Source organism: Actinoplanes missouriensis 431 (genome assembly GCF_000284295.1).
GTDB lineage: Bacteria > Actinomycetota > Actinomycetes > Mycobacteriales > Micromonosporaceae > Actinoplanes > Actinoplanes missouriensis.
On the sequence record NC_017093.1, the window covers coordinates 5731503 to 5753256 of the forward strand.

General features: G+C 72.6%; 21 protein-coding genes. 10 read left to right on the forward strand and 11 right to left on the reverse strand.

Translation table 11 applies throughout. From position 1 onward, the window contains the following. Positions 1-250: 250 nt before the first annotated feature. The 4 genes from AMIS_RS26510 to AMIS_RS26525 all read right to left on the reverse strand — a co-directional run bounded on the left by AMIS_RS26510 (position 251) and on the right by AMIS_RS26525 (position 3474). Entirely contained in the window at positions 251-1066 is an 816-nt protein-coding gene (locus AMIS_RS26510) for an SCO1664 family protein (RefSeq protein WP_014445500.1), read from the reverse strand. Beyond that, positions 1063-1665, reverse strand: a complete 603-nt coding sequence (locus AMIS_RS26515) for a DUF3090 domain-containing protein (RefSeq protein ID WP_014445501.1) — start codon at positions 1663-1665, stop codon at positions 1063-1065. The genes AMIS_RS26510 and AMIS_RS26515 overlap by 4 nt, the downstream gene beginning before the upstream one ends. A gap of 109 nt (positions 1666-1774) precedes the next feature. Then, positions 1775-2452 (reverse strand): histidine phosphatase family protein, encoded by a 678-nt coding sequence (locus tag AMIS_RS26520; protein WP_014445502.1) that lies wholly within the window; start codon positions 2450-2452, stop codon positions 1775-1777. Continuing rightward, positions 2452-3474, reverse strand: coding sequence for an LLM class F420-dependent oxidoreductase (locus AMIS_RS26525; protein ID WP_014445503.1), 1023 nt, complete (start codon positions 3472-3474; stop codon positions 2452-2454). Before AMIS_RS26525 ends, AMIS_RS26520 begins: the two co-directional genes overlap by 1 nt. Before the next feature lie 114 nt (positions 3475-3588). Here AMIS_RS26525 and AMIS_RS26530 point away from each other — a divergent pair, with 114 nt between their 5' ends. Together AMIS_RS26530 and AMIS_RS26535 are read left to right on the forward strand one after the other, a co-directional pair. Then, on the forward strand, positions 3589-4578 hold the full coding sequence (locus AMIS_RS26530) for an aldo/keto reductase (protein ID WP_041830081.1): 990 nt from the start codon (positions 3589-3591) through the stop codon (positions 4576-4578). Between the two features lie 32 nt (positions 4579-4610). Further along, the gene (locus AMIS_RS26535) at positions 4611-4802 is read left to right on the forward strand and encodes a DUF5703 family protein (RefSeq protein WP_014445505.1); all 192 of its coding nucleotides are present in this window, start codon (positions 4611-4613) and stop codon (positions 4800-4802) included. A gap of 147 nt (positions 4803-4949) precedes the next feature. Here AMIS_RS26535 and AMIS_RS26540 read toward each other — a convergent pair whose 3' ends face one another. Next, the gene (locus AMIS_RS26540; RefSeq protein WP_014445506.1) at positions 4950-5618 is read right to left on the reverse strand and encodes a hypothetical protein; all 669 of its coding nucleotides are present in this window, start codon (positions 5616-5618) and stop codon (positions 4950-4952) included. Between the two features lie 21 nt (positions 5619-5639). Beyond that, positions 5640-6947 (reverse strand): M20/M25/M40 family metallo-hydrolase, encoded by a 1308-nt coding sequence (locus AMIS_RS26545; protein ID WP_014445507.1) that lies wholly within the window; start codon positions 6945-6947, stop codon positions 5640-5642. 64 nt (positions 6948-7011) lie between these two features. On the opposite strand from AMIS_RS26545, the gene AMIS_RS26550 reads away from it, so the two are divergent. Further along, complete coding sequence (locus AMIS_RS26550) at positions 7012-7560, forward strand: hemerythrin domain-containing protein (RefSeq protein WP_014445508.1); 549 nt, start codon at positions 7012-7014, stop codon at positions 7558-7560. A gap of 116 nt (positions 7561-7676) precedes the next feature. Continuing rightward, positions 7677-8669, forward strand: coding sequence for a LysR family transcriptional regulator (locus AMIS_RS26555; RefSeq protein WP_014445509.1), 993 nt, complete (start codon positions 7677-7679; stop codon positions 8667-8669). Positions 8670-8877: 208 nt separating this feature from the next. Here AMIS_RS26555 and AMIS_RS26560 read toward each other — a convergent pair whose 3' ends face one another. Continuing rightward, on the reverse strand, positions 8878-11475 hold the full coding sequence (locus tag AMIS_RS26560; protein WP_172666696.1) for an ATP-dependent Clp protease ATP-binding subunit: 2598 nt from the start codon (positions 11473-11475) through the stop codon (positions 8878-8880). A 159-nt stretch (positions 11476-11634) separates the two neighbouring features. Between AMIS_RS26560 and AMIS_RS26565 the strand changes: the two genes are divergently transcribed. The 5 genes from AMIS_RS26565 (at position 11635) to AMIS_RS26585 (ending at position 18005) form a co-directional block, all read left to right on the forward strand. Continuing rightward, on the forward strand, positions 11635-12099 hold the full coding sequence (locus AMIS_RS26565) for a PIN domain-containing protein (RefSeq protein WP_014445511.1): 465 nt from the start codon (positions 11635-11637) through the stop codon (positions 12097-12099). Positions 12100-13349: 1250 nt separating this feature from the next. After that, positions 13350-13610 carry a hypothetical protein gene (locus AMIS_RS26570; protein ID WP_014445512.1) on the forward strand — a complete coding sequence of 87 codons (261 nt, stop codon included), beginning with the start codon at positions 13350-13352 and terminating at the stop codon, positions 13608-13610. A gap of 4 nt (positions 13611-13614) precedes the next feature. Continuing rightward, positions 13615-14523 carry a hypothetical protein gene (locus AMIS_RS26575; protein ID WP_014445513.1) on the forward strand — a complete coding sequence of 303 codons (909 nt, stop codon included), beginning with the start codon at positions 13615-13617 and terminating at the stop codon, positions 14521-14523. Positions 14524-14553: 30 nt separating this feature from the next. Further along, positions 14554-17301: an FtsK/SpoIIIE domain-containing protein gene (locus AMIS_RS26580; RefSeq protein ID WP_014445514.1), complete on the forward strand. Its 2748-nt coding sequence runs from the start codon at positions 14554-14556 to the stop codon at positions 17299-17301. Next, positions 17298-18005 (forward strand): hypothetical protein, encoded by a 708-nt coding sequence (locus AMIS_RS26585; RefSeq protein ID WP_014445515.1) that lies wholly within the window; start codon positions 17298-17300, stop codon positions 18003-18005. The genes AMIS_RS26580 and AMIS_RS26585 overlap by 4 nt, the downstream gene beginning before the upstream one ends. A 60-nt stretch (positions 18006-18065) precedes the next feature. Here the strand turns inward: AMIS_RS26585 and AMIS_RS26590 are convergent, their stop codons facing one another. Continuing rightward, positions 18066-19271: a cupin domain-containing protein gene (locus AMIS_RS26590; protein ID WP_014445516.1), complete on the reverse strand. Its 1206-nt coding sequence runs from the start codon at positions 19269-19271 to the stop codon at positions 18066-18068. Then, complete coding sequence (locus AMIS_RS26595) at positions 19268-19528, reverse strand: hypothetical protein (RefSeq protein ID WP_014445517.1); 261 nt, start codon at positions 19526-19528, stop codon at positions 19268-19270. Before AMIS_RS26595 ends, AMIS_RS26590 begins: the two co-directional genes overlap by 4 nt. A 90-nt stretch (positions 19529-19618) precedes the next feature. Between AMIS_RS26595 and AMIS_RS26600 the strand changes: the two genes are divergently transcribed. Further along, positions 19619-20404: a DUF72 domain-containing protein gene (locus AMIS_RS26600; protein WP_014445518.1), complete on the forward strand. Its 786-nt coding sequence runs from the start codon at positions 19619-19621 to the stop codon at positions 20402-20404. Between the two features lie 61 nt (positions 20405-20465). Here AMIS_RS26600 and AMIS_RS26605 read toward each other — a convergent pair whose 3' ends face one another. Both AMIS_RS26605 and AMIS_RS26610 read right to left on the reverse strand, forming a co-directional pair. Then, positions 20466-20888, reverse strand: coding sequence for a TraR/DksA family transcriptional regulator (locus AMIS_RS26605; protein ID WP_014445519.1), 423 nt, complete (start codon positions 20886-20888; stop codon positions 20466-20468). A 207-nt stretch (positions 20889-21095) separates the two neighbouring features. Next, positions 21096-21725, reverse strand: a complete 630-nt coding sequence (locus AMIS_RS26610; RefSeq protein ID WP_041831303.1) for a nucleoside/nucleotide kinase family protein — start codon at positions 21723-21725, stop codon at positions 21096-21098. Positions 21726-21754: the final 29 nt, after the last annotated feature.

A 21754-nucleotide genomic window follows, 5' to 3' on the forward strand; every position in this document is an offset into this window, starting at 1 on the left:
CTAAACAACGTCAACCACTGATCGAGTACGGCCGGAGAGCGCCCCCGTTGGTGCCGCCCGCCGGACACGCCCGAGATCACCACGCTCACGGCGGTTGGGCCCGCGTTGTGCACTTCAGGTGCGCAGCGCGCCCGAGGTCGACACGCCGGGGCTCGGCGGCACGCCGGGGCCGGCGGCGGGAAGCGCCGGGGGAACGGACGTCAGGCACGGGTGGGGCGGGGACTCTCTCCGGGGCGTACCCGATGGGGTCTCACATGGGTGGCCAGGGGATGGCCGGCCAGTCCGTGGGGGGCTGGGGGAAACGTGCCGCGCGCAGCAACCTTTTCACCCGCAGGCCGACATGCTGCACCTCGGAGATGGTCAGGTGCTCGTCGAGGGCCTCGCCGAGCGGGCCGGCCAGGTCGGCGCCGAGCTTGGTGAGCACCTCGACGGCCTCGCCCGGCAGGGGCTTGCCGGTCCAGCCCCAGAGGACGGTGCGCAGCTTGTTCTCCACGTGGAAACTGACGCCGTGGTCGACGCCGTGCACGCCGCCGGTGGACGGGTAGAGCACGTGGCCGCCCTTGCGGTCAGCGTTGTTGATCACCGCGTCGAAGATCGCGAGGCGGGCCAGGCGGGGGTCGTCGGCGTGCGCGAGGGCGTAGGCGTCGCCGTCGTCGTCACGGGCCGCGGCGACCGGGAGCCAGCCCTCGGGCACGTCGTAGGCCGGGACGAAACCGATCAGCCCCTCGGCCTCGGACGGCTCGTCGATCCAGAGCTGCAGCGCGCCCGGGCCGAGCGGGCCGTCCCGCAGGATCGTCGGCGGAACCAGGTCCCAGCCGGTCGCGCGGGACACCAGGTACGCCGAGACCTCCCGGCCGGCGAGCGTCCCGTCCGGGAAGTCCCAGAGCGGGCGCTCACCGCGGACCGGCTTGTAGACGCAGCGCCGGGTCAGCCCGCCCAGGCTGATCTCGGCACGCAGCGTGGTGTTGGAGGCGTCGACGAGACGCCCCTCGATCTCGATGGCGCCCCGGCCGAGCAGTTCAAGGGCGTCGGCCTCGGCCAGCACCGCCGTGGGCTCCGCCGTCACCGGTGGTAACCGTTGTGCCGGGGACAGAGATGACCGGCCGGGTCGAGCGGCTGGCCGCAGAGCGGGCACGGCGGCCGTCCGGCCGCGACCACCCGGCGCGCGCGGTCGATGAACGCCCGGGTCGCCTCCGGGGTCAGCCGCACCCGCAGGCGGTCGAGGTCGTCGTCCGGCTCGTCGTCGTCCTCATCGGCGTCGTCGTCGTCCTCGTCGGTCTCGTCGTCGAGCGGGCCGCCGGAGAGATCGGCCTCCGGCTCACCGGCCTCGATCGCCTCGATCACGACGGTGCTGGTGTCGACGTCGAACGCCAGCCCCAGCGTGCCGACGCGGAACTCCTCGTCGACCGGGGTGTCCAGCGGCTCGTTGTCGTGCACGGCCGGCAGGACGCCGTCCGGGAGGCTCACGCCGAAGCGCTTGTTGGCCTCGAGGAGCAGCTCCTCGAGTTTCTCGGCGAGCAGTGACACCTGGACCTTCTCCAGCGCCACGCTGATCACCCGGCCGCCACCGCGGGCCTGGAGGAAGAACGTGCGGTCCCCCGGCTCGCCCACCGTCCCGGCGACGAACCGCTCCGGCGGCTCGAAGGCATGCACTTGGTGGGTCATACCGACAACCCTAGCCATCCGCGACGGTAACCGCGCGGGTCGTCGCGGCCGGTTCGCCGAGGGCGCAACGCCCTGCACGCTGCGACTATCCGGCGGTCACGCAGCGTCGTCAAACGGCTCCGCCTCCCGCGCCGCCGCCGACGGCCGCGTCGCTGTCGGCCTGCTTCGGGGGTACGACGGAGGCCAGGTCACCGGTCTCGTTGAGCCGCACCACGAACGGGCGGGTCGGGGTGTAGCGGATCGCGGTGATCGACGCCGGATCGGCCACGATCCGCTGGAACTGGTCCAGGTGCAAGCCGAGCGCGTCGGCCACGATGGCCTTGATCACATCGCCGTGGCTGCACGCCACCCAGACCGCTTCCGGCCCGTGCTCCTTCGTGATCAGGTCATCCCATTTCCTGATGGTCTTGACGGCCCTGGCGGACATCTCGGCCATGGCCTCGCCGTTCGGGAACACCACCGCGCTCGGGTGCTGCTGGACGACCGGCCAGAGGGGATCCTTGGCCAGCTCCTTCAGCGGCCGGCCCTCCCAGTCGCCGTAGCCGCACTCGATCAGGCCCTCGTCCGGCTGGTGCGCCAGGTCGGGCAGCGCGATCTCCAAGGTCTGCCGGCACCGGATCAGCGGGCTGGTGACGACCTCGGCCAGCGGAAGTTTCCGCAGCCGCTCGCCGACCCGGGCCGCCTGGTCACGGCCGGTGTCGTCGAGCTCGACGGGCTGGCGGCCGGCCAGTCCTCCGGCCGCGTTGGCGGTGGTCCGGCCGTGCCGGAGCAGCAGAACGGTGGCCATCAGACGCCGGACTCCTCGAACGCCTCGGCGACCGTGCGCAGCGTCGCGATGCCGTCCTCCAGGTCACCCACGTACGGGCTGACCGAGAGCGTCCCGACACCGGCCGCCGCGTACTCGCGGATCCGGTCGCGGATCCGGTCCTTGGTGCCGATCAGCGAGGTGCGCTCGATGAACTCCTGCGGGACCGCGGCGGCCGCCTCGGCGACCTGCTTGCTCAGGTAGAGGTCCTGGACGAGCTTCGCCTCCTTCTCGTAGCCCATCCGGACCGCGAGCTGGTTGTAGAAGTTCTGCTCGCGGCTGCCCATGCCACCGATGTAGAGGGCGGCGTACCAGCGGATCACGTCGGCGCAGGCGGCGAGATCGTCACCGACCACGACGGGCACGGTCGGTGCGATGTCGAAGCCGGGCTTCGGGCCGATCTGCGCGACGTACTCCCCCGCCATGTCCGGGGCGAAGAAGATCGCCAGCCAGCCGTCCGCGATCTCGCCGGCGAGCTTCAGGTTCTTCGGGCCGACCGCGGCCAGGTAGAGCGGGATCTCCGAGCGGTGCGGGTGGAAGCCCAGCTTGATCGCCTTGCCCGCGCCGTCCGGCAGGGGCAGCCGGTAGTGCTCGCCGTCGTAGGCGACCCGCTCCCGCGCCAGGGCCATCCGGACGATGTCCACATACTCCCGGGTCCGGGCCAGCGGTTTGGCGAACCGCACGCCGTGCCACCCCTCGGAGACCTGCGGGCCGCTCACGCCGAGGCCGAGCCGGAACCGGCCGCCGGAGAGCGTGTCCAGGGTGGCGGCGGTCATCGCGGTCATCGCCGGCGTCCGGGCCGGGATCTGCATGACCGCGGCGCCCAGATCGATCCGCTGCGTCTGCCCGGCCATCCAGGCCAGCATGCTGACGGCGTCCGATCCGTACGCCTCGGCGGCCCACACCACGGCGTAACCGAGCCGGTCCGCCTCCTGCGCCATCGCGAGATGGTCAGCGGGTGTGCTCCACGCCGTCTGATAGCCGAGGCTGAGTCCGAGCCGCACATGCCCTCCCGAGATGGTGGTCTTCGCCGCAAAGCATATTTCCGTCCGGTAACCGACGCGCCACGCGGGTGCTCGGCCGTTTCGCGAAGTGCGAGGTCTGAATAAGGTTCACTCATGCATCAGCGACCGCTCGGCCGAAGCGGGCTAGCGGTTTCGCGGCTCGCGCTCGGCACCATGACCTGGGGCCGTGACACCGACCCCGATGACGCGGCCGCCCAGCTGAAGCTGTTCCTCGAGACCGGCGGCACGCTGATCGACACCGCCGATGTGTACGGCGACGGCGACGCCGAGTCCGTGATCGGCTCACTGCTCGACCACCTCGTGCCCCGTGACCAGGTGGTGATCGCCACCAAGGCCGGGCTGACCCCGCGCGGCTGGCGGGCGCGGGACGGCTCGCGAGGCAACCTGCTGCGCTCGCTCGACGCGTCGCTGCGCCGGCTCGGCACCGACTACGTGGACCTGTGGCAGGTGCACGGCTACGACGGCCAGACCCCGTTCGAGGAGACCCTGGCCGCGCTCGATCACGCGGTAACCAGCGGCCGGGTGCGCTACGTCGGGGTCTCCAACTTCGCGGCCTGGCAGACCGCGCGGGCGGCGACGTGGCAGTCGGCGTACCCGGGACGCGCCCCGATCGTGGCCGCCCAGATGGAGTACTCGCTGCTGGAGCGCGGCATCGAGCGTGAGCTGCTGCCGGCCGCCGCGGCGCTCGGGTTCGGGGTGCTCGCCTGGTCGCCGCTGGGCCGGGGCGTGCTCACCGGCAAGTACCGCAACGGCCGGCCGCTCGACTCCCGGGCCGCCTCCGAGCACATGGCGCCGTTCGTGCAGACCTACCTGGAACCGCGCAGCTCCAGCATCGTGGAGGCGGTGGTGATCGCGGCCGGCGGGCTGGGCGTCTCCCCGCTGGAGGTGGCGCTGGCCTGGATCCGGGACCGGCCCGGTGTGGCCTCGGCGATCCTCGGCGCCCGCACCGCGGGGCAACTGCAGGGCGCGCTGCGCAGCGAGCAGCTGGTGCTGCCGGCCGAGATAGCGATCGCGCTGGACGACGTGTCAGCGATCGACGTCGGCTACCCGGAACGTGAGGGAACAGGCTATCCCGAAGCTTGAGGATGGCCTGATCGCGGCGCATATTAGACCGCATGGACTACGAATACGCGCCGCTGCGGTTGCCCTCAAATGTCGACAGGTTGACCGCGGCGGCGCAGCTCGCCATTCAGGCGGAGTTCTCCGGGTGGGAGCTGGCCCGCGTCCAGCTCTTCGCCGACGGGACCCGCAAGGTCATGCTCCGCCGGCGGCTCGCACCGACACCGCAGCCCGGCCTCAGTTACTGAGGCCGGGCTTCTTGCGCCGCCCAAGTCGCATTTCGCCCGTCGATGACGAGAGTGCCGAAAACGACTAGCGAAGCGTGGTCGTTTTCGGTGCTCTCGTCATCGACTCTCAGGGGCGAAATGCCCGCCGAGCGAAGCGAGGCCATAGGCTCAGTGCTGGTGACCCGCGTGGTCGTCCTCGTCGTCCGGCAGGAACGGGTGCTCGTCGAGCCGCCCCACCAGCTGGTCGCCCTCGGCGGGGGCGAACGGGCCGGCCCCGTCCGCGTCGTCGAACGCCTCGAGGTCCAGCGGCGCGGTCACCTCGGTGACCGTGAGCAGGCCGTCGAGCGGCTCCAGCTCGGGCACGTCCAGCGACGCGAGTGAGCCGTCGCCGGCCTGGAGAAGCTCGAGCACGGCCTCGCCGACGGACTCGACCGGTCCGGCGTCCTCGTCCTCCGGCACCGAGCCGCGGCGGGCGGTCTCGGCGACCTTGAGCAGGGCGGCCACGCTCGGCACCCGGTAGTCGCGGCGCTGCCGGACCGAGATCACCTGGTCGTACGGGTCGTCGGCCGCGCCGTCCGCCCCCGCGCCGGCCATCCCGAACCGCTGGTCCGCCTCGTCCGGGTCGATCGACTCGACGTCCCACGGCGTGACTTCGCCGAACGCGTCGAGCAGCTTCTCGTCGTACGCGTACGAGGTGTTGTTCAGGTGGACGTACGCCTGCCAGACGTCGTCGTCGTCAATGCGGCCGGCGGCTGCCTTGACGGCCGCGAGGTGCGCCCGGGCCGCCTCGATCACAGCTTCGAGGGCGGCGTCGAGCTCCGCATTCTGGTCGGTCATCGAAATTGGTTCCTTCCGGATTCAGCTGTTTCGAAGCAGTCGGTCCAGCACACGCACGCCGAACTTTAGCCCCTCGGTGGGAACCCGCTCGTCGATGCCGTGGAACAGTGCACTGAAGTTGAGGTCGGGTGGCAGCCGCAACGGCGCGAAGCCGAAGCAGCGGATCCCGAGGGTGGCGAAGGCCTTGGCGTCGGTGCCACCGGACATCAGGTAGGGCACGGTACGCGCACCCGGGTCCTCGGCGCGCAGTGCGGCACCCATCGCGTCGACCAGGTCACCGTCGAAGCTGGTCTCGACGGCCGACTGCTGGTGCACGTGCTCGATCTCGATGTCCGGCCCGATGATCTCCCGCAGCTCGGCGAGGAACGAGTCGGCCTGCCCGGGCAGGGTCCGGCAGTCGATGGTGGCGGACGCCTTGCCGGGGATCACGTTGTCCTTGTAGCCGGCTTCCAGGCGGGTCGGGTTCGCGGTGTTGCGGATGGTCGCGCCGATCAGGTTGGCGATCGGGCCGAGTTTCGCGATGGCCAGCTCCGGCTCGTCCGGGTCCAGGTCGATGTGCAGCGCCTCGCTGACCTGCTCCAGGAACTGCCGCACGGTCGGCGTGACGACCGTCGGGAACCGGTGCCTGCCGACCGCGGCGACCGCCTCGGCGAGCGCGGTGACCGCGTTGTCGTCGTGGATGAACGAGCCGTGGCCGGGCCGACCGTGCGCGTGCAGGCGCAGCCAGTCAAGGCCTTTCTCGGCGGTCTGCACGAGGTAGAGGCGCAGGTCGTCGTTGACGGTGTACGAGTACCCGCCGACCTCGCCGATCGCCTCGGTCACGCCCTCGAACGCGTCGGCGTGGTTACGCACCAGCCACTGCGAGCCGTACTCCATGCCGGCCTCTTCGTCGGCCGTGTAGCAGAGCACGATGTCGCGGGGCGGGACGTACCCGGTCCGCTTCCACTCGCGGACCACCGCGAGCGCCATCGCGTCGAAGTCCTTCATGTCGACCGCGCCGCGGCCCCAGAGGTACCCGTCCTTCTCCTCGCCGGCGAACGGCGGGACCGACCACTCGCTGGCGTCGGCCGGCACCACGTCGAGGTGGCCGTGCACGAGCAGCGCGCCGCGGGAGCTGTCGGCGCCGGGGATCCGGGCGATCAGGTTGGCCCGGTTCGGCGCGGACTCCAGCAGCCGGATCTCGACGCCGACCTCGTCCAGGCGCTCGGCGACGTACTCGGCGGCGACGCGTTCGCCGACGGTCGTCCGCGGGTCCCCGGTGTTGGTGGTGTCGATACGCAGCAGGTCACGGCAGAGGCCGACGACCTCGTCCACGGCGGTGGTGTCCATCCGCCCTTCATACCAGCAAGGTGTAACAACCAGCCCGACGGGGAACTTGGCGGCCGTGTCTGAAGTGAATCTTCCCCCGCTGCCGCCGACCGGCGGTGAGACTCCCGGGCGCAGCATCGTCGATCTCGTCAACAGGCAGCACCGGGAGCTGCTCGCCCTCCTCGAACTCGACAGGTCCGACGACAAGGTCAAGTCGGTGATCGTCGCCGCCACCTCGCGCCACCTCTGCGCCGAGGAGCAGTACCTCTACCCCGCCATCCGCGCGGCGGTACCCGGCGGCGAGGAACTGGCCGACCGCGAGCTCGCCGAGGATCAGGCCCTCCTGCGCCTGCTCGGCGAGGAGGACCTGGACTCCGCCGCCGAGGCGATCCGCCGGCACGTCGCGGCCGACGCCGAGGAGCTGCTGCCGATGCTGGAGCAGATGGTGCCGCCGGAGGATCTGATCCGGCTCGGCAACCGGATGGAGACCGCCGCGGAGGCCGCGCCGACCCGTCCGCACCCGGCCACCCCGTCGACGCCACCGTGGAACAAGGTCGTCGACCCGCTCGTCGGCGTGGTCGACAAAGTCCGCGATGTCGTCACGGCGCGTACGACATATACGCGCGATCTGTAACGAGCGGCCGATACGTACAGTTTGTCATGTTCGTTAATATGTTTGTCACGTGTTGCCGATCTTTCCCCCGCTCACAGGGCTAGCGTTAAATCGTGTCTTGGTCCTAACGTCACGCTATGAACCTGGAGCTGCGGCATCTGAAGGTGGTCTGCGCCATCGCGGAGACCGGCAGCGTCACCAAGGCCGCGTCGCAACTGGGCCTCGCCCAGCCGGCGCTCACCGCGCAACTGCAGCGCATCGAGCGGACCCTCGGCGGGCCGCTCTTCGACCGGGACCGTCGCGGCGCGCGCCCGACCGCGCTGGGCGAGTTGGTGCTCTCCCGCGCCCGGGTGCTGCTGCCCGCGATGAAAGGCCTGCAGGACGAGGCCGCACGCCTGGCAGCAGGCGGCGACGACATGCTGATGACCCGGTACCGTATCGGCGCGATCGGCGGCCCGGTCGTCGCCCACCTGCTGCACCGCCTCTCGGCGACCCAGCCGGAGGCCCAGATCTCCACCCACGCGTCGTACTACGTGGACGAGCTGGCCACCATGGTCCTCGCCGGCAAGCTGGACTACGCCCAGGTCGGCGTCTGCGGCGACGCCCTGCCGTCGGCGGAGTACGGCCTGGTCTGGCACACCATCGCGGTCGACGCGGTCTGCGCCCTGCTGCGCGAGGACCACCCCCAGGCGGCCGCGACCGAGGTGGACCTGGCCGACCTCTCCGAGGAGCAGTGGGTGGCCGGCGCCGGCGACGGCTGCTTCGCCGACTGCTTCGCCGCGGCCTGCGCCCGGGCCGGCTTCGCGCCCAGGAAGGTCCTGGAGACCGACCCCCGCGCCTGCGTCGACATGGTCGAACTGGGCCTCTCGGTCGGCCTCTGCCAGCCCACGTTCCGCCCACCGGTCGGCCTCACCTCACGCCCGCTCAAGGGCGCGCCCCTGCGCTGGCGCATCGCGGTCGGCTGGCACCCCGACTCCCCCGCGGCCCGCAGCGCGCCCAAGCTCATGCAGATGGCCAACGAGGCGTACCAGGACGTCATCGCCCGCAACGAGAACTACGTCAAGTGGGTCGCCGACCACCCCGACCTCAACGGCATCGGAGCGGTCCCACCCCAATTGGCAGCAGCATGATCGGGTACGCGGCCCGCCGCCCCCGCACCCAGCCCCGTCCCGCCCCTTCCCCTGACTGACGCACCCTCCGCCGGCGCATCCCGCCGCCGGCCCCGGCGTCCCCGCACGGCCCCTTCGGCCGTTCCGCCGTTCAGAGGTCGCGCCGGGTTCCACGATCGCCAAAAGGGCGCCGGAGCTTCCGCTCCGGCGCCCGTTGTGCTGCTCAGGATCAGCGAGCCGCCACCGAGGACTGCACCTCGAAGGTCAGCTTGTCGTCGGCGACGTCGACGTGGACCTTGCGGCCCGGCGCCAGGTCGGCGGCGAGGAGCATCTTCGACAGACGGTTGTCGAGCTCCCGCTGGATGGTCCGGCGCAGCGGCCGCGCGCCGAACTCCGGCTGGAAACCACGGTCGGCGAGCCAGTCCACGGCCGCGTCGGTGATCTCCATCTCGACGTCCTGCGCGTGCAGGCGGCGCCGCGTCTCCTCCAGCAGCATCGACGTGATCTTGTGGAGCTGATCCGTCTCCAGCTGGCGGAAGATGATGATCTCGTCGATCCGGTTGATGAACTCCGGCCGCAGCGACTCCTTGAGCCGGCGGTCGAGGCGGTCACGCAGCTCGTCGTCGGCCGACCGGCCACCCGCCGCCGCGCCGAAGCCGACACTGCGGGTCGAGCCGGTGATCAGATCCGAACCCAGGTTCGACGTCATGATCAGGACGGTGTTCTTGAAGCTGACCGTCCGGCCCTGGCTGTCGGTGAGACGGCCGTCGTCGAGCACCTGGAGCAGGATGTTGAAGACGTCCGGGTGGGCCTTCTCGATCTCGTCGAGCAGCACCACGCTGTACGGACGCCGCCGCACCGCCTCGGTCAGCTGTCCCGCCTCGTCGTAGCCGACGTAGCCGGGAGGGGCGCCGACCAGCCGCGACACGGTGTGCCGCTCCTGGAACTCGCTCATGTCCAGCCGGATCATCCGGTCCGGCTCGCCGAACAGCGCCTCGGCGAGCGACCGTGCCAGCTCGGTCTTGCCGACACCGGTCGGGCCGAGGAAGAGGAAGCTGCCGACCGGCCGATCCTCGTCACCCAATCCGGCCCGCGAGCGGCGGACCGCCTCGGCGACCGCCTCGACCGCGTCCTCCTGGCCGATGACGTGCTCGTGCAGGTGCTGCTCCAGCCGGAGCAGGCGGTCCCGCTCGGCCTCGGTCAGCTGCGCGACGGGCACGCCGGTGGAGCGCGACACCACCTCGGCGATGTCGTCCTGGGTCACCTGCGGGATGCCGTCCGCGCCGACGCCGGCGCTGGCGATCTGCTCCTTGAGCTGGTTGATCTCGTCGCGCAGTTCGGACGCCTTCTCGTACTTCTCGGCAGCGACCGCCTGGTCCCGGTCCCGGGACAGCTCCTCGAGGCGGCGCTCCCGCTCGCGCAGGCCGGCGTCCGGCGTCTTCACGCGCAGGCGGACCCGCGCGCCGGCCTGGTCGATCAGGTCGATCGCCTTGTCCGGCAGGAACCGGTCGGTGATGTAGCGGTCGGACAGCACCGCCGCCGCGTCGAGCGCCTCGTCGGTGATCCGTACCTGGTGGTGGGCCTCGTAGTTGTCCCGCAGCCCGCGCAGGATCGCCACGGTGTCCTCGACCGACGGCTCGCCGACCAGGACCGGCTGGAACCGGCGCGCCAGGGCGGCGTCCTTCTCGATGTTCTTGCGGTACTCGTCGAGGGTGGTCGCGCCGATCACGCGCAGCTTGCCGCGGGCGAGCGCCGGCTTGAGCATGTTGCTCGCGTCCATGCCGCCACCCTCCCCGCCGCCACCACCGGCGCCGACCAGGGTGTGGATCTCGTCGAGGAAGACGATCAGACCGTCACCGGACGACTGGATCTCCTCGATCACCTTGCGCAGGCGCTCCTCGAAGTCGCCCCGGTAACGCGTACCCGCGACCAGGCCGGCCAGGTCGAGCTGGATGACCCGCTTGTCCTGCAGGGTGAGCGGGACGTCGCCGTCCACGATCCGCTGGGCCAGGCCCTCGACGATCGCGGTCTTGCCGACGCCGGCCTCACCGATCAGGACCGGGTTGTTCTTGGTACGGCGGGAGAGGATCTCCACGGCCTGCTCGATCTCGTCGGCGCGCCCGACCACCGGGTCGATCTCGCCACGGCGGGCGGACTCGGTGAGGTCCACGCCGAACTGCTCCAGCGTCGGGGTGTTCGGGTTGCTCGGGTGCGGCTGGTGAGAGCCGCCGCCGGTGCCCGAGGCGGCCTCCGGGTGCGGCATGTTGCGCGGGTCGAGCCGGCCGGCGAGCAGCCGTCCCGCCGCGGAGTCGGTGTTCAGGCCGAGCGCCATCAGGATGTGCTCCGGCCCGATGTAGGAGGCGCCGACGGCCCGGGAGATCTGCAGGCTGTCCAGCAGCGCGCGCTTGGCGGCCGGGGTCAGCGCGACCTGCTCGGGGAGTTCACGGGCGGCCGCGCCCATGTCGGCGAGACGGTTCGCGGCGGCGGTGCGCGCGACCTCGTTGTCGGCCTGCGCGTCGAGTTCGGCGAGGAGCGCGACCGGGTCGGTGCCGGCGCGGCGCACGGTCTGCTTCATCGGCTCCTGCTGGAGCACGGCCCAGAGCAGGTGATCGGTGTCCAGGTCGGCCAGCGCGTTGCCCCCGCCGGAAAGCTCGGCGGCCCGCCGGGCGGCGTCCGCGAGAACCTGCCGGGCGTCGTTGCTCATGTATCGCGCGATGTCGAAACGCTGCGACGGCCGCTGCGGGCCGGCGGCGCCTCCGGTGGCGCCGAAGAAGCGTGCGAACAGGTCGTCCCAACTACCGGACCCAGCTGGTCCGAACGGTCCGATGCTCATCAGGGTCTCTTCTCTCTGGTACCTCACTCAGGCGGATGTCGGCCTACCCGGCCCATCCAGGCAACAAACGGACGTTGCCGGGGATCACAGCGCTTCCGCCGCCCTCCTGATTCCCGATTCGGCGAAAAAGTTGACTGGAGTACGCTCAACTTCATGAGTTCACCGGAGCCCGCACCCTCCTCGGCAGGGTCTCTGACACCAGCGTTCCAGGAGCCGGGCGAGCGCGAGCCCATATCCCACGAGATCGGAGTCCCGCTGGTCGTCGTCGACGGGGCGAACGTGGTGGGCTCCGTCCCGGACGGCTGGTGGCGCGACCGGGCGGGCGCGGCGATCCGGCTCCGCGACAGCCTGGCCACCGTGCCGGCGACCGGCCTGGCCGGCCTGCCGGGCCCGGTGGAGGTGGCGCTCGTCGTCGAGGGCCGCGCGCGGGACATCCCGGCGGGTTCCGGCGCCGTCCGGGTCGTCCGCGCCCCCGGCTCCGGCGACGACACGATCGTCGAGCTGGCCGCCGCGGCGCCCGGCAGGAGAGTCGTCGTGGTCACCGCCGACCGCGGCCTGCGCCAGCGGGTGACAGCCGTCGGTGCCGAGGTGCGCGGTCCGTCCGCAGTCCCCCGCTGACCGGCCCGCGCCCCGCCCTCCCGGCGCACGCAGGCGTCACCCGCCGCGCAGCACGAGAGTCCGGCCCGCAGGGGACGAGGGCACACCGGAGCCCGCCCCGGCAAAGACGAAGTCACACCAAAGCCCACGCCAGCCGGGATGAAGTCACACCGAAACCCGCGCCGGCCCGGACGAAGTCACACCGAAACCCGCGCCGGCCCGGATGAAGTCACACAATGGCTCTCCGTGTGCCGGCGTCCTCGCTCTAGCGGTGCTAAGGACACACACAGCCGTTGCGTGTGCCCTGCCCCTGCCCCTGCCCACGCCGGCACCGGCACCGGCACCGGCACCGGCGATCTTGGAACGCTGCACGCTGCCCAGCTCACGCGCCTGATCCGGATGCATGCCGTGCGTCGCACCTCGCGGCCGCAAGGCCGTCGCGCAACCGCCAGGCCGTCGCGCGACCGTTAGCGGCGTCTCGCGGTCCCCAGGCTCACAGATCTTGGAAACGCCGGTCCCGGCTGGCGCCCAGTGCGGACAATCCGGACGGCAGGCAGCACTGGTGACCAGCCGAGCGAGACGAGCTGGCTAACAGTGCTGCCGGGAGCGCGCTCGGACAGCTCTGAGAGCCAGCTGGACCAGCTGGCTCTCAGTGTCGGCCCGGCGGCTTCGATCATGCGAACGGGCGTTGTGGCCCAAACCCGCGATCACCGTGAGCCCTCGTCCGGCGGATCAGGACGCACCGTGGGCCCTCGTCCAGCCCGGATCAGGGCACACCGTGGGCCCTCGTCCAGCCCGGATCAGGACGCACCGTGGGCCTGGGGCCGGGTCGGGATGGGGTCACCGTGGGCCTCGGGCCGGGTTGTCATGGGGTCACCGTGGGCCGCTGTCCGGGCCGGCGCAGCCACGAATGGCGGGCCGGAGCGGAACAGCGGCGGAGCGAGACGGCACAGCACGGCACAGCGACGAAGCCCAGCCGAGCGGCGCGGGGTTTTAGCACTGGAGTGTGGGAAATGTGGGAAGCCACCCCCGACTCGCCCAGCGTGTGCCACTGGCGAGTGGATCTAGCGGCCCCCGGCGACGCCACCGAACCGGCCATGATCCACAATGGACATGGCGATCACCTGGGCGGATCGCTTGTTCGGCGCTGCGTCCACACCGAACCTCGGATACCCCGGGCTCTGCCAAATTGGGGCATCCGAGGACGGCCGGGCGACAACCGGGCGGTAGGCTTCAGGGCAAGCAAGAGTTTCGTACAGGAGGCTGCACGGGTGGCCAGTGTCGCCGAAGTCAGAGCTGCCGTGGACGCCGCACTTCAGCAGGTTTCCGAGGGGCAGGCGGCGATCGAGGCGGCGCGGCAGCGGATCGGTGAGGCGCAGCAGAGCCTCGCGGCGGCCCTCGACGGCAGCGCCAGCGACCTGGTCGGCGCGGCGCACGCCTCGCTCTCACAAGCGGATCAGCAGTTGGAGGAGTGTCTGGGCGCGACGTTCGTGGCAGTCGAGCAGGCACAGACCTACACGGCGCAGCTCTGACGCGATGTCGCTGCTGCAGGAGCTCGGCGCCCAGCTTCGCGCCACGTCGGACGAGCTACCCACCGGCCTCGTCACGGCCGCGATGGAGCGGCTGCGCAACGCCACCGAGATCTTGAATTGGGTTCGCGAGCAGTCCGTCGACGACTTGGGCGTACCCATGCTGGGAAATGCCACCGAGCACGCGGAGCGCGCGGCAGCGGCCGTGCGGGCCGCGCAGGACGCGATCGAGGCCTACCTGGCGGCGATCGGGCTGGCCGGGACGCCCGGGGCCGCGCCCGGTCAGGAGTGGCGGGCCGCCCTGCGGGAGGACGAGACCCCGCGGGCGGAGGCGCCCGGCCCCGCGGAGAAACCGGAGGCGCTCGGTCCCTGGTGGCAGCAGCGCGTCGCCCAGCTGACCGGTGAGCCGGCCCCGGAGAAACAGCAGCCGCCGGAGAAGACCGGCACCCCCGAGCTGTTGCGCCGGGTGGCCGCCGGGGTGCGTGCCGGCGACCGCGCCCGTCTCGGCCGGGAGCTGCACGCGGTGACCGCCTCGACCGGGCTGGGCCTGTCCGCGGTGACCGCGCCGGTGCTGCACCGCCTCGCCGGCGATCTGCTCGGCCACGATCCCCGCCCGGAGGATGTGCCCCGGCTGCGCAGCGCGGCCGAGTCCCGGGTGAAGGCGCTGCTGCCGGGCACCTCCCCGGCGGTGCTGGAGACGCTGATCAGCCGGATCTGCCGGGCGCCGGTCAAGGAGCCGCCGCCGCAGGCCGGCGAGGCGCAGGACACCAGCACTCACCCCGCGGACAACGCGGTGACGGCGAGCGTGCTGACCGGGGTGCTGCTCGCGCGCCTCGGCCGGGACGCCGCGTCGCTGAACCCGGACGCGCCGGAGCCGGTGCGCCGGCAACCCGAGGCGGACGAGGACCGCCGATGACCACAGCCCCGCTTCCCCCATGGGCAGGAAATGGCTGAATCCACCAAACAGCGGGTCATGGAGATCCGGGCCGGCCTCTCGCACGCCCTCGGGGCCGCCCAGACCGCGCTGGAGCTCGCCCAGCAGGCCGCTGCCGCGGCGGACGAGCGCCGGCGGCGGGTCACCGCCGCCGTGACGGCCCGGCGGCGCAAGCTCGCGGCGGCGCGGGACGAGCGGATCTCCGAGATCGACGAGTGGCACGACACCGAGCTGGCGGCGCTCGCCGGGGCGGCCGCCGCGTCGGCGGACCGGGCCGCGCCCGGAGCGGCCGGCGAGCCCTGGCACAGCTGGGAGCCCACGCCGCTGGCCAGGGCCGCCGAGCTGCGGGTGGGCCGGCTGCTGCTGCCGGAGGCGCCGATACCGCACCCGGAGCGCACCCGGCGGGCCGAGACCGGTCCATGGGCGACCGCGCCGGGCACCCCGCGGGAGCCGGTGACCGAGGGCCCGGCGGACGACGCGGACCCGCCGGAGGTGCCGGCGCTGGTGCCGCTGCTCGATCACGGGCACATCGTGATCGGTGGCGACGACCGGCTCGCCGACGAGCTGGTCGCGAGCTTGCTGCTGCGCGCGCTGGGGACCAGCGAACCGGGCCGGGTGCAGATCATCGGGTACGACCCCGAGCACCTCGGCGGCGGACTGGCCGGCTTCGCTCCCCTGGCCGGTGCGGGCGTGCTGACGTTCGCCGGGCCGAGCGAGCTGCCCGGTCTGCTGGAGGACCTGGTCGGGCACGTCCGCCGGATCAACGAGAAGGTCCTCGCCGGTGAGTACACGTCGTTGCGCGAGCTGCACGCCGCGACCAAACGCCGGCCCGAGCCGTGGCGGGTCGCCGTGCTGCTCGGCGCGCCGGAGCTGTCCCGGCACGAGCGCTCGCAGCTGGACCGGTTGCTGCGCTCCGGCGCCGCCTGCGGGGTGCACCTGGTGATCCGCGGGCTCGCCGTCGAGCCGGGACCGGGCATCGAGTTCGTGCACGCGGCCACCGGTGACGACACGCGCGTCTCCGGGGCCGGTGACCTGCCGGTCCGCCTCGACCGCGGCCCCTGGCCGGAGCTGGTCACCGCGACCTGCCGGCAGATCGCCGAGACGGTCGCCGCCGGTCCCGCGCCGGTCGCGCTGGAGAGCCTGCTGCCGGATCCCGGCGACGAGTGGCAGCAGAGCTCGGCGGCCGCGCTGACCGCGCCGCTCGGCGACAGCCCGCAGGGGTCCCCGGTGCTGGTGACGCTGAGCGACTACCCGCCGCACGCGCTGATCGCCGGGCCGTCCGGCACCGGCAAGACCAACTTCATCTACGCCTGGCTGGGCGCGCTCGCCGCCCGGTACTCCCCGGAGGAGCTGGCGTTCTATCTGCTCGACTTCAAGGAGGGCGTGTCGTTCGCCCGGTTCGCGCCGGGCCGGCGGGACCCGAGCTGGCTGCCGCACGTCCGGCTGGTCGGGGTGAACGTCAACACCGACCGGGAGTTCGGGCTGGCGCTGCTCCGGTTCCTCAGCGCTGAGCTGCGCCGCCGGGCCGACGCGGCGAAACAGCACGAGGTGACGAACCTGGCCGAGCTGCGCGCCGAGGATCCGGAGGGCTCGTGGCCGCGCATCGTCGCGGTGGTCGACGAGTTCCAGGTGCTGCTCGCCGGCCGGGACGCGGTCGCCGCGGAGGCCGTCGACCTGCTCGAGGACCTGGCCCGGCGCGGCCGTTCGCAGGGCATCCACCTGGTCCTGGCCAGCCAGGACATCTCCGGGATCGAGGCGCTCTGGGGCCGTCCCGCGCTTGTCGCCCAGTTCTCGCTGCGGATCGCCCTGCCCAAGGCCCGCCGGGTGCTGGCCGAGCAGAACAACGCCGCCGACTCGCTGGCCCGCTACCACGCGGTGGTGAACGCGGACTCCGGCGCCGCCGAGGCGAACCGGGTGGTGCGGGTGCCCGCGGCCGGCGACCGGGACCAGTGGAGCGCGCTGCAGCACCGGCTGTGGCGCCGGCGGCCGGCCGAGATGGGCCCGCCCCGGCTCTTCGACGGTGACGTGGTGCCGCGGCTCGCGGAGAGCCCGGACTTCCGCGGGCTGCGGCCGTCCGCGTCGCCGGCGGCGCCGATCGCCCTGCTCGGCGAGACCATCGACGTGACGGCACGCTCGGCGCGTACCGTGCTGCGCCGCGCGCCGGGCCGCAACCTGGCCGTGCTCGGCACCCGGGTGGACGAGGCGTGCGCGGTGCTCGCCACGGCCGGGCGCTCGCTGGCGGCGCAGTTCCCCCCGGAGGGCGCCCGGTTCTCGGTGGTCTGCCTGGACCAGGACGCCCGGGCCGCCGCCGAGGCGCTGCACGCCCGGCTGCCGGAGTGCGGGTGGTACGACACCGAGAACGTGGACTGGCTGCTGGAGGACGCCGCCGCCGAGGCGACCGCGGCGTGGCCGGCGGACCGCCCGCACTTCATCCTGATCTACGCGGCGGACGCGCTGCCCGGCGGCCGGGCCGCCGCCGACCAGTTGCGGACGGTGCTGCGGCAGGGCCCGGAACGGCGCCTGCACGTGCTGGGCTGGTGGCGCGGGGCGGGTCTGCTGCGGGACAGCTTGGGCGGGCAGGCCTCCCGGACCGACCCGATCGGCGCCTGGGTGGCGCTGGACGTGCACGGCAGCGAGCTCGCGCCGTACTACCCGGGTGCCGGGGCGCCGCACTGGTACCCCCGTCCGTGGCGGGCCCTGCACTTCGACCGCTCGGTGCACCGCGGCGCCGAGGTGATCATCCCTTACGGAACCTCATGAGCGAACTGCAGCCGTCCGACTTCGAGCGGGCCGACTACCGTACCGTCCTGCGCCGTCTCACCACGCTGGACCAGCGCGCTTCCGCGCTGCGCGAGGAGGCCGAGCGGTGGCACGCCGAGCGGGCCGCTTCGGCGTCCGAGGCGGTCCGGGCCGCCGAGGACGAGGTACGCGAGGCGCGTGCCGCCGTCCGTGACGCGCAGCGGGACCTGGAGGCGGTGGACGCCCGCGCGGCCGGGCTCTGGTCGGAGTTCGTGCACCGGGTCGGCCCGGCCGCCGAGCGCTGGGGCCGGACCCTGCCGCCGGCCAGCATCCCCCGGCAGCGCTCCGAGCGGGACGCCCAGGACTACCTGGACGAGGTGGAGACCCGGGTGAAGTACACCGCCCCGGCCCGGCCGCTGACCGCGGGCACCCAGGTGTTCTTCGGGCTCCTCGGGTTCTCCGGCGGTGTGCTCGGGGTGATCGGGAACACCCTGCTGCGGCAGACCGGCGCGGCGGCCGGCGGGGACTGGCAGCAGGCCGCGCCGGTGGTGGCGCTGCTGGTGCTGCTGGTCTGCCCGGTGCTCGCGGTGGTCGCCGCGAAACTGGTCGCCGACCGGCGCGGGGTGGGGCTGGACACGGCGGCGGTCGCCACCGTGCTGACCACCGGGCTGGTGACGGCGGGGTTGCTGTTCACGGCGGTGCAGTTCAGCCAGTCGTCGGCGTGAGGCCGCGGGGCTCCACTGTCACGGCTGCACTGTCACGGCTGCACTGTCACGGCTGCACTGTCACGGCTGCACTGTCACGGCCAGGGCCTCGGTCAGCAGGCGGCGGGCCAGGACGAGGCGGTCCGTGTCGTCGTCCAGCGGCAGGTCGCCGACCCGGTGCGGGGCGCCGTCCAGGGCCAGCCGGACGGCCGGCACGCACGAGGCCGGGAAGGTCACGGTCCGGACCGGTGAGCGCAGCTCCCCGTCCGCGGTCAGGGTCCAGCGCAGCCCGGGCCGGACGGCGATGGCACCGGCCGGGGTGAGCGCGGCCGCCGCGTCCAGCTGGGCCAGCGGGCTGATCGGGGCGGGCCGGGCGGACGACCAGGAGCGGGCGCGCAGCCGGTCGGCGACGGCGGCCGGGTCGGCCGTGGCGAGCCAGTCCCGCAGGGCGGCCACGGTGGCGGTCAGCTCCGGCGCTATCGCGTCCGGGTCGGACATCTCCAGGCCGTACGGCAGGGTGGCGCGCAGGGCCGGGTCGGCGGACGCGAGGGCCAGCAGCTCCTCGACCAGGGCGTAACGGGTCAGACCCCGTACCCCGGCGGTGATGTGCAGCGAGCGGCCGCCCAGCGACCGCGCGGAGTGCAGCCAGCCGCGCGGGAGGTAGAGGGCGTCACCGGGTTCCAGGACGACGTCGAGGGCCGGTTCGCCCGCGGCGGTGGCGGCCACCTCGTCGGCCCGGCCACCCCACGGCTGGCGTTCCAGCGGGTCGGGCAGCACCGGCGGGTGCACGCACCACCGCTTGGCGCCGTCGGCCTGCAGCACGAAGACGTCGTGGGTGTCGTAGTGGGTGGCGAAGCCCTGACTGCCCGGCGGGGTCAGGTACGCGTTGAGCTGCACCGGCCGGTTCAACGCCGCGCCCAGCTCGCCGGCGAAGGCGATCAGTGGCGGCCAGAGCCGGTGCAGGCCCTGCAGGACCAGGGTGGCGCCGGTGGCGTACAGGTGCATGGCCCGGTCGTCGAGGACCTGGTCGGTGACCTCCGCGCCGGCGCCGCCACCGCCGGTGAAACGGGCCGGTGGCAGCACCTCGCCGTCGCGCGCCACCCGCAGGAACGGGGTGCGCAGGCCGCGCCGGCTGAGCAGCTCGTCGACGGCGGCCGGGGAGAGCAGGTCGGTGAAACCGTCCGGGCCGCCGAGGTCGGCGGCCCGGGACAGCAGGGGTTCACGGCCCCACACGGTGTCGGCGAACTTGCCCTCGTCGAGGGCGACGACCCGGGAGAGTGCGGTCATCCGGCGGTTCCGTCGGCGCCGCCGTCCTGGCCGGACGGGTTCGCTCCCCCGTCGGCCGGTCCCTCGCCGCCCGCGCCGCCGTCCGCGCCACCGTCGCGGCCGGACGGGTTCGCCCCGCCGTCGGCCGGTCCCTCGCCCCCGGCGCCGCCGTCCGCGCCACCGTCGCGGCCGGTCGGGTTGGCGCCGCCGTCGGCCGGTCCCTCACCGTCGTGGCCGGCCGGATCCGAGCTGATGATTTCCTGATCGCTGAGCCCCATGACTGCCCCCTCATAACCGAAATACCAGGACAACTGGTGTACCCGAGATGATCAGGTCTAATCTGCCGGAGCAGCGGGTATCCGGGCGTCATGCTCTGGATCGGGACCTCGGGGTGGCAGTACCAGGACTGGCGGCCCGCCAGGGGTGCGGACGACACCGGCTACCTCTACCCGGGCGGCCTGCCGCAGCGGCTCTGGCTGGAGCACTACGCCGGCCGGTTCGACGTGGTGGAGGTCAACAACGCGTTCTACCGGCTGCCGGAGCGGGACACGTTCGCGAAGTGGCGGGACACCACCCCGGACGGCTTCCGGTTCGCGGTGAAGATGAGCCGGTACCTGACCCACATCAAACGCCTGAAGGAGCCGGCCGAACCGGTGGCCCGGTTCCTGGACCGGGCGAGCGCGCTCGGCGACAAGCTCGGCCCGGTGCTGCTGCAGCTGCCGCCGACGCTGCAGGCGAACCTGGAGGCCCTGGACGAGACGCTGAGCCGGTTCCCGCCCGACGTGCGGGTCGCGGTGGAGCCGCGGCACGAGACCTGGTTCACCCGCGACTGCGAGGATCTGCTGCGCCGGCACGGCGCGGCGCTCTGCTGGGCGGATCGGCGCGGTCGCCCGGTCACGCCACTGTGGCAGACGGCGGACTGGGGTTATCTGCGATTCCACGAGGGAGGCGGACGGCCCTGGCCCCGATATGGACGGCAGGCGTTGCAATCGTGGCTGGAGCGGATGACCGTACCCCCGGAGGTCTTCGTCTTTTTCAACAATGACCCCGGCGGCGCGGCGGTGGTCGACGCTGCCGTGCTCGCCCGCCTGGCCGCGCGAAGCGGCCGGAAATTCAGCCGGGTGCCGCCGATGAAGCAGCGGTCCCATTCTTGAGAAATGGCGGGAATCCCATTTCCCGGAGCCGGCCGAGTTCGTGCCGGCTCCGGGACCGGAATCAGCTCGCGCGGCGTTCGCGCACCGCCTTGCAGTTCACACACGTGGTGGCGGACGGGAAGACCTCCAGCCGCTCCACCGGGATCGGGTGCGAGCAGCCCTCACAGTTGCCGTAGGTGCCGTCCTCCAGGCGCGCCATGGCGTGCTCCGCCTGGGTGCGCCGCTCCAGCAGGGTCCGCAGCAGCGACGTGGCCGCGTCGCGCTCCGCCGTCTTGGATCCACTGTCGGCCTGGTCGTCGCCGGCCGCGTCGCCGATCTCGACGAGCCTGAGTCGATGGTTCTGCGCTGCGGCTTCCTCGTACTCGGCATTGAGTTCGTCGAACCGGCTGCGCAGGATCACCCGGATCTGCTCGATCTCCTCGGACGAACGCGCCTTGACCGCGCCCGCGCCCTTACCCGCAACAATCGCTCCGTTGACGAGCATGCAGTCCCCCTGCCTTCCCTCAGCCCCAGCCGGTGGTATCGGCCCCGCGTCGTCCTCGACCCGGGTCCGGCTCGGTGGAGCCGGACGATACCCACCGCCGGAGATCCCAAACGGGACCCCCGCGAAAAAGTAACCGGAGCATAACTGTCAGTGGTTGAATCCGCCACGGACTCGGCAAGCGGGTCTTGTGCCGAGCCTCACCCTGATTCATCTCTCCAGGACGATGGCGGGGCGGCGCGGGTCGTCCACACGCACGACGACGTCGGCGAACGTCTCCGGGGCGACCTCGTCGGCGTACCGGCGGAAGGCGGGCAGGGTCCAGCGCTGATCCTCGGCGGTGCGGCGCTCCAGGGCCGCGGCGGACAACTCAAGGTGGACGGTGACGTCGAACGGCAGCCCCGATCCGAGCAGCAGCGGGCCGCTGACCAGCACGATCGCGCAGGCGGGCAGCTCCTCGTAGGGCTGCCGCGCGGACCTGTCCCGGCCCGCGTCCCAGAGCCGGGTGAGCACCCGCCCGGACCCCTCCGGCGCGGCCGGGACCAGCAGCTCCCGGGTCAGGCCGGCCTCGTCGAACCAGCCGTTGTAGAACGAGTCCGGATTGGTCCGCCCGAACTCCAGCCGCAACGACGCGGGCCGCAGGAAATCGCTGGTGGCGACGCGGACCACGGGCCGCCCGCGGACCCGCAGCGGATCAGCCAGCGCGTCGGCGAGACGCGCCGGATCAGCGGCGTCGGGGCCGTCCACGGCCACCCGAATCCTAGTGTCGGATTCCCGACTGGCGAGCCGATCCGCCAGATCTTCCACAAGGCTCTCGAACGAGACCGGAACGACGCGCATGCGTCCATGATCGGCCTCGACGGGACCAG